The 6,692-nt window shown below is 61.1% G+C and carries 8 protein-coding genes; 4 read left to right on the top strand and 4 right to left on the bottom strand.

Annotated elements, in window-relative coordinates; all coding sequences use genetic code 11:
- Positions 1-47 precede the first annotated feature (47 nt).
- Entirely contained in the window at positions 48-1,451 is a 1,404-nt protein-coding gene (locus tag L0H65_RS11895) for a PLP-dependent aminotransferase family protein (RefSeq protein ID WP_301459262.1), read from the bottom strand.
- Between the two features lie 88 nt (positions 1,452-1,539).
- Between L0H65_RS11895 and L0H65_RS11890 the strand changes: the two genes are divergently transcribed.
- Positions 1,540-1,755, top strand: a complete 216-nt coding sequence (locus tag L0H65_RS11890; protein WP_301459260.1) for a DUF1127 domain-containing protein — start codon at positions 1,540-1,542, stop codon at positions 1,753-1,755.
- A 117-nt stretch (positions 1,756-1,872) separates the two neighbouring features.
- On the opposite strand, the gene rpsI is transcribed toward L0H65_RS11890, so the two are convergent.
- The 3 genes from rpsI to L0H65_RS11875 all read right to left on the bottom strand — a co-directional run bounded on the left by rpsI (position 1,873) and on the right by L0H65_RS11875 (position 3,798).
- Complete coding sequence (gene rpsI, locus L0H65_RS11885; RefSeq protein ID WP_301459258.1) at positions 1,873-2,361, bottom strand: 30S ribosomal protein S9; 489 nt, start codon at positions 2,359-2,361, stop codon at positions 1,873-1,875.
- A 2-nt stretch (positions 2,362-2,363) separates the two neighbouring features.
- On the bottom strand, positions 2,364-2,828 hold the full coding sequence (rplM, locus tag L0H65_RS11880; protein ID WP_301459256.1) for a 50S ribosomal protein L13: 465 nt from the start codon (positions 2,826-2,828) through the stop codon (positions 2,364-2,366).
- A 139-nt stretch (positions 2,829-2,967) separates the two neighbouring features.
- Positions 2,968-3,798, bottom strand: coding sequence for an SseB family protein (locus L0H65_RS11875; protein ID WP_301459255.1), 831 nt, complete (start codon positions 3,796-3,798; stop codon positions 2,968-2,970).
- Between the two features lie 160 nt (positions 3,799-3,958).
- On the opposite strand from L0H65_RS11875, the gene L0H65_RS11870 reads away from it, so the two are divergent.
- The 3 genes from L0H65_RS11870 to L0H65_RS11860 all read left to right on the top strand — a co-directional run bounded on the left by L0H65_RS11870 (position 3,959) and on the right by L0H65_RS11860 (position 6,685).
- A complete protein-coding gene (locus L0H65_RS11870) occupies positions 3,959-5,227 on the top strand; it encodes a Na+/H+ antiporter NhaA (RefSeq protein WP_301459253.1) in 1,269 nt (422 codons plus the stop codon).
- A 167-nt stretch (positions 5,228-5,394) separates the two neighbouring features.
- A complete protein-coding gene (locus L0H65_RS11865) occupies positions 5,395-6,054 on the top strand; it encodes an ABC transporter ATP-binding protein (RefSeq protein WP_301459251.1) in 660 nt (219 codons plus the stop codon).
- Complete coding sequence (locus tag L0H65_RS11860) at positions 6,032-6,685, top strand: hypothetical protein (protein ID WP_301459250.1); 654 nt, start codon at positions 6,032-6,034, stop codon at positions 6,683-6,685. The genes L0H65_RS11865 and L0H65_RS11860 overlap by 23 nt, the downstream gene beginning before the upstream one ends.
- Positions 6,686-6,692: the final 7 nt, after the last annotated feature.

Below are 6,692 nucleotides of genomic sequence, written 5' to 3'. Positions count from 1 at the left end.
GATACAATTCAGCCGGTGCGAGTCCAGAATGCCACACATGCGCGCTGTCATACCGACAATTCTGCGGGCGGACTGTCGAGAAGCCGCGCCAGACGGTGGCAGGCGGCTTCCACCTCTGCGCGGCTGTGATCGCCGGCAATCGCAAGCCGCACCGCATTGGGTGCGCGACCGTGGATCAATGCGAATTCGTCGGCGGAGCGGATCAGCACATCCGCCGCTTCTGCCATTCTGGTAAAGCTGGACGCGCGCCACCCCGATGGCAGCCGCAACCAGACAAAGGGCAGGCCCGCCTGCCAGCACAGATCATACTTGCCGAGAATACCGACCATCGCCTCCAGCCGGTCGGCCAGACCGAGTTGAACCTTGTGACGCAGCTCATCCGCTTCGCCCGTGCTCAGCAATCGGTGACACAGATCGGAAATCGGGCGGGCAAGCGCGAAGAAGCTGTGCTGCGCAGTCAACCGCCCCGCCTGCCCCATGCCATCCGGGCAGATCAGATAGCCAAGCCGCAACGCCGCCGACACACTTTTCGACAGGCTTCCAACATACCAGGTGCGTTCGGGTGCCAGCGCGCGCAGCGACGGGATGTTGCTATGCGCGATGGAATAGCAATCATCCTCCACGATCTGCACTTCATAAGCCCTTGCGATTTCAGCTATTTCGCGGCGGCGCGGTTCCGGCATCAGCACCGTGGTTGGATTCTGGGCTTCGGTCGTCAGACACAGGACTTGCGGACTGTGACGACGACAGGCCGCCTCCAGCGCATCGGGGCGCAGCCCTTCGCCGTCAATCTCCAACCCCAGCACCTCGGCGCGCGACAGGCGGGCGGCATGGCGGAACCCGGCATAGGCGAGATCCTCGATCAGCACGATCGGGCGGTCGCCGCGCAGGCAGCATTGGAACACCAGATTGATCGCGCTTTGACCGCCATAGGTCAGGGCAACATCGTCGGCCGTCACCTCCCCTAGCACCCGACCAGTTACCCATTTCACCACTTCCGCGCGCAACGCCGCTTCACCGCGCTGGCTCGGATATTCCAGCCAATCCGTCGCCACCTGACCGGAGATTGCCGCCAATGCCGCATTGAACGCCGCCCCCTGCCCGACATCCGGCATCCGGGGGGAGCGCATGTCGATGCGCCCGGTGATCTGCGCCGGGTCGCGCTCGGTGTAAAAACTTTGTGTCGGGCCAAAGCGCGGCGTCACTGAGGCGACAAAAGTGCCGCGCCCGACAGTTGCCGCCAGCAAGCCTTCTTGCGTGGCAAGCTGATAGGCGCGCGACACCGTGCCGGGCGTCACCTTGATCTGCCACGCCAGATCCCGCACCGTTGGCAGTTTGATTCCAGGGGGCAATGTGCCAACCTTGATCGATTCCCGCAGCGCCCGAACCAGCGCCAGATATTTCGGACCGTCGTATTGTGTCAAGTCTGGTTGCCACTTTGTGTCGGTCACAAGATCACCCTAGATTAATTTGTATCGTTATGCGATAAGGAATGCATACAGTCAATCCGGATTGTACCATTACAAATATGAGGCTACCATGACATATCAGAACCCCCAAAGCATTTCCGCCAATCGCCTGACGCCCGCTGCGGCAAATAGCGTGTTTGCACTGGCTTCGGCGTTTGTCACCTGGGGCCAGCGCCAACAATCCAGACGCGCCCTCGCCCGGCTTGACGATGCCATGCTGGCCGATATCGGTCTGTGCCACCGCGAAGCGCAGGTTGAGATCCGCAAGCCGTTCTGGCGCGATTGATCCACGGCGCATCGGGGTAATCCGACCCAACAACCGACCAAAACAAAAAGGCCCGCATTGCGCGGGCCTTTTTCGTATTGAACAAAGACTGTTGTGGTCGGGGTTGCCCCCAACCGATCAACGCTTGGAGAACTGGAAGCTCTTGCGGGCTTTCGCCTTGCCGTATTTCTTGCGTTCCACCACGCGGCTGTCGCGGGTCAGGAAGCCAGCGGCTTTCAAAGCGGCGCGCAGGGTCGGATCATAAAGCTGCAACGCTTTGGAAACGCCATGCTTCACCGCACCAGCCTGACCGGAAAGGCCACCACCGGCAACTGTCGCCATCACGTCAAACTGACCGACAACACCAGCAACGGTGAAAGGCTGCGCCAGAATCATCTGCAACACCGGGCGGGCGAAATATTCCGCCATCGGCTTGCCATTGACCACAACCTTGCCGGTTCCGGGCTTGATCCAGACACGGGCGACCGCATCTTTACGCTTGCCGGTGGCATAGGCGCGGCCCAGTTTGTCGCGCATCGGTTCGCGCACAACTGCGGCCTGAACAGCGGCAGCAGGCGTATCCGCGACGGCGGATTTCAGATCGTCGAGGGTTTTGATATCAGACATGATCAAGCACTCCGCGTGTTCTTCGGGTTCATCGACGCAACGTCAAGAACGGTGGGGCTTTGGGCTTCATGCGGATGCGCGGCACCGGCATAAACGCGCAGGTTGGTCATCTGCTGCGCACCAAGCGAGTTGCGGGTGATCATACGCTCCACCGCTTTGGTCACGACACGTTCCGGGTGCGCACCATCGAGCACCTGGGCTGCGGTGCGGAACTTGATGCCGCCCGGATGCCCTGTGTGCCAGTAGTAACGCTTGTCAGCGCGCTTGTTGCCGGTCATCTGGATTTTCTCGGCATTGATCACGATCACATTGTCGCCCATATCCATGTGCGGTGTGAAGGTCGGTTTGTTCTTGCCGCGCAGGATACTTGCCACGATGGTGGCCAAGCGGCCCAGAACGATGCCTTCGGCGTCGATCAGGATCCACTTTTTGGTGATATCCGCAGGCGTTGCGGTAAAGGTTTTCATTTAACACCCTTTGAAGTGTAGAAGATCAGTTTGATTGCCGCTGTATCTGGCACTCTCCTTCCACAGTCAAGGGTAGCAGACGGCTATTTATCATTCAAAAACAGTGTGTTACAAAATAGGTAAAATAATACCCCATTCATCAACGTAAAACCGGTGGTTTCGATGGGTCCATCCCCGGCGCGGCGGGCGCCACGGGTCGTGGCGCGGGCGCGGTGGCCGCCGGTTGCGGCAGTTCAATGCGCAAGGCGACCCGCGCCATGCGCGCCACGACTGGCGCAGCAGATGCAAGGAAGGTCACATCCATCTCACCCGCGTCCACGCCGGAAAACGTCAACGCCTCACTCGCTGCACGGGTCAGCGCGTTCTGTGCCCCCGCGACTGCGCCGATAAAGGCCAGCATATGCCCGCGCCGTCCGTCTTCATACTGCACGGCCACCAGCATTGCCGCCTCCGCCAACCCGCCCGCGCGGGCGAGCTTGGCGTCAAGCGCCTGCATCAACGCCGCAGGCAGACCTTTCGGCACATCAAAGGCAATCGGACGCGCGGCGATTTCCGCAGGTGCATTGCCCAGGGTTTCCGCCAACCAGACCAGCGCTTCGGCAGAGACCAGAAATTCCGCCTCGCCCACGCCCAGATTGATTCCCAGCGAAATCCCCTGCCCCGCCAATTGCGCTGCAATCACCCGGCCCGGCAGTTCGACGTAAGGCACCGGAGCGGTGACAGCATCCGCCAACCGCTCCTCCGTATCGAAGGCGAGAACCAGCTTGCCGTCCTCGGTGTCCAGCACGACCGGCGCGATCACGCCGTCTGCGGCCTCCTGTTCCAGCATCAAAAGCAACATGCCATCGGCAAGGCGCGCATAATAGCGCAGACGCGCGGAATCGTCGCCCGGATCGGCGATCATTGCCGCATGGGCGAAATCAAGCGCGCTGACCCCGGCGTTCTGGCTGTGCTTTCCATCTTCCGGCATATTGCCCCCCATTCGCTGACCGCAGCTTGCCCTAAGCCCTGCGGCAACAAGGTGCAAGTACGGCACAGTTGCAGCATTTCGATGCGCATCAATTGCGGGCCATCGGCTGCGCGCCTATGAAGACGGCAGGATTGACCCCATCACACAAGGCCGCTGCCCCGTGCCCCCTTTCTCGCCCTATTTCCGCCGCTCCGCTTTCGCTTTGCTGATCGGCATTGCGCTTGCGACATTGGCTGTCAACACCACCCCCAACACCTATTATGACGTTGTGGAATGGCACATTGCCGACAGTGACTGGCTTGACGCAATGCGGCTGTTTTCCCCCGGTTTTACCCTGACCACGCTCGTCTCCAGCCTGTTGATGCCGTTTTTCGTCTTTGTCATCGCGAAAGAGGCGTGGGAGGCGTTTCTGCTGGAACATGCCAGCTTTGCCGGACGGTTGAGCCTTGGCCCGGTGCTGATGGTACTTGGCGGGATGATTGCGGCGGCACTGGTCTGGCAAGGGCTGTCCGCCCTGCTGGAAACCGCCGATGAGGCCGCCGGTTCCATCGGTTGGGTGATGCCGTTCGGCAGCGATATCGTGCTGGCTTTCCTGTTCGGGCGTCTGGTGTTCGGTAAACGCCACCCGGCGCTGCAACTCTTGCTGTTCATGTGCATTGTCGATGGGGTTCTCGGCCTGATCCTGTACGGTCTGGCGGCACCCAGCGAAGGCAGCCTGCGCCTGACATGGCTCATCTTGCCGCTGGCGGCGGCAGGCGTGGGCCATTTCGGCCTGACCCGCCCGTTGCATCAAAAGGACGTGAGCGAGCGTGACCGCCAGCGCGCCGGCCAGATCTGGCCATGGCTGATTTTGGGCGTGGTGAGTTGGGTCGGCGTCTGCGCCTCGGGCCTGCCACCCGCATTGGGCTTGCTGCCGATCCTGCCCGCGATGCCGCATGGCGACCACAGTTTCGGGCTGTTTGCCGTGGCCGAAGGGTTGTTGCAAGACCCGCTCAACCGCATGTCGCATCTGTTGTTGCCCGCGATGATCGGGGTATTGCTGCTGCTTGGCCTCACACGCGGCGGCCTCGATATGGACGCGTTCGGCCCGACGACATGGGTGGCACTGGGCGCATTGTGGCTGGCGAAACCCGCAGGGATCCTGATTGTTGCCAAAGGCTTGCGCTTGTTCGGGCTTGCGCTGCCGCTTCGCCTGAAATTCGCCGACATCGCCTTCATCGCGGGGCTGATGGGCATCGCCTTCACCGTGCCGGTGCTGGCGATGGAAACCGCGCTGCTCGGCGGCGCGATGCAGGAAGCCGCGCGCCTTGGTCTGGGGTTGAGCCTGCTGCTCGGCCCGGTTCTGGTTCTGCTCGCGCGGCGCACCCGGCGCGGACCGGCTGTCCCTTTGGCAAGACCTGAGCAGGGGGGAAAAGCCGCAGGGCAATAACCTTGCCGCCCCCCTGCAACTTCGACATAATATCGCCAGAATGGTGACATATCCCCACAACTCCGGTCAATTCCACCGGATGGTCAGGGATCGTTAACCCAAAAATCGTATCCCGGATGAAACCGGGGACGAATGGTGCAGAGCGTCAGTGTACTGAAAGCAGGCCGATGATCGCGTTCGAGAATGTGAGCAAGTCCTTCTGGACCGGCAAGACCCGCAAGGTGATCCTTGATCGGGCCTCTTTCAAGGTGGAAATGGGCAACTCGCTTGGCATCCTTGCCCCCAATGGCACCGGCAAGACCACAATCATCAACATGATGGCGGGGTTGGAAAAACCCGATGAAGGCAAGATCATCCGTCAGGCCCGGATTTCCTTTCCGCTCGGCTTCATGGGCGGGGTGATGAACCGCCATACCGGCACCGAAAACGCCCGCTATATTGCGCGGCTTTACGGGCTGGACCCTGATTATATGGAAAGTTTCTGTCGCTGGCTGGCAGGGATCAAGGAATACTTCGACATGCCGGTCGGCACCTATTCCTCCGGTATGCGGTCACGGTTTTCCTTTGCGCTGATGCTGGCGCTGGAATTTGATTTCTACCTGATCGACGAAGGCATGCCCTCCACCGCCGATGTTGAATTCAACAAGAAAGCCGGGGCAATCCTGCGCCAGCGGCTTGAAAACTCCACAATCATCGTCGTATCGCATCAGGCGGCGACGTTGGAAAAATTCTGCCGCTCCGCCGCTGTGTTGCGCGATGGGCAGCTTTACATGTTCGAAACCCTTGAAGAAGCGAAGCGCCTTTATGACTACAAAGCTGATGGCTAAGCGGTTCCGGACGCGGCGCCCGGAATTTCCCCCTGCCCCCGATGAACCGGTCACCGCGCCGGGCAAGCCCGATGATGCGGGCCTGTTCGACAACCATGACGACGGTTTCGGAGCACAAAGTTTTGTGACGGCTGCACCGGCCAACAGCAATTCTGCCGCGAAATCCGCCACAGACGCCGACGCCGCACCCGGCGCTGAACTGGCGCTCGATGCGATCAAACGCGAAGGCTTGACAGGTCGGCAATTGCGCATGGCGCGCAAACTGGCGCAAAAGCATGACATTGCCGCAACCTCGGATTTTGACGCCGTGCGCCAGTTGCGCGCAGCGGGGATTGATCCGTTCAAACGCACCAGCATGCTCGATCTGGTCACCCCGAACGGTCAGCCGATCCAGTCGCGCGAATTGGCCAGACTGCCGGAAGGCGACGGCGTGAAGCTGCCGCAAACCATCAAGCCGATGCAGCTTCCGTCAACCGAAACGCGGGCCGTCGAAAGCCACGCCGCCGACATCATGCGGATCCAGCGGGATCTGGCGCGCAGACGGCGGCGCAAATCCATGCTGCTGATGATGCGGTTGGTGGTCTTCGTGCTGCTGCCGACGCTGCCCTGGCCGCGCACCTGGGCGAAGTAGCCCAGCG

The sequence above is a fragment of the Pseudorhodobacter sp. genome (assembly GCF_030452865.1).
Lineage (GTDB): Bacteria > Pseudomonadota > Alphaproteobacteria > Rhodobacterales > Rhodobacteraceae > Pseudorhodobacter.
Note: the sequence above shows the minus strand (reverse complement) of the source record. Positions and strands in the feature narration are given on the sequence as shown.

Bases quoted from the DNA above. Each gene is read 5' to 3' on its own strand.
- L0H65_RS11890 (WP_301459260.1), top strand. From the start codon at position 1,540: ATGACATATCAGAACCCCCAAAGCATTTCCGCCAATCGCCTGACGCCC.
- rpsI (WP_301459258.1), bottom strand. From the start codon at position 2,361: ATGTCTGATATCAAAACCCTCGACGATCTGAAATCCGCCGTCGCGGAT.
- rplM (WP_301459256.1), bottom strand. From the start codon at position 2,828: ATGAAAACCTTTACCGCAACGCCTGCGGATATCACCAAAAAGTGGATC.
- L0H65_RS11875 (WP_301459255.1), bottom strand. From the start codon at position 3,798: ATGCCGGAAGATGGAAAGCACAGCCAGAACGCCGGGGTCAGCGCGCTT.
- L0H65_RS11865 (WP_301459251.1), top strand. From the start codon at position 5,395: ATGATCGCGTTCGAGAATGTGAGCAAGTCCTTCTGGACCGGCAAGACC.
- L0H65_RS11860 (WP_301459250.1), top strand. From the start codon at position 6,032: ATGACTACAAAGCTGATGGCTAAGCGGTTCCGGACGCGGCGCCCGGAA.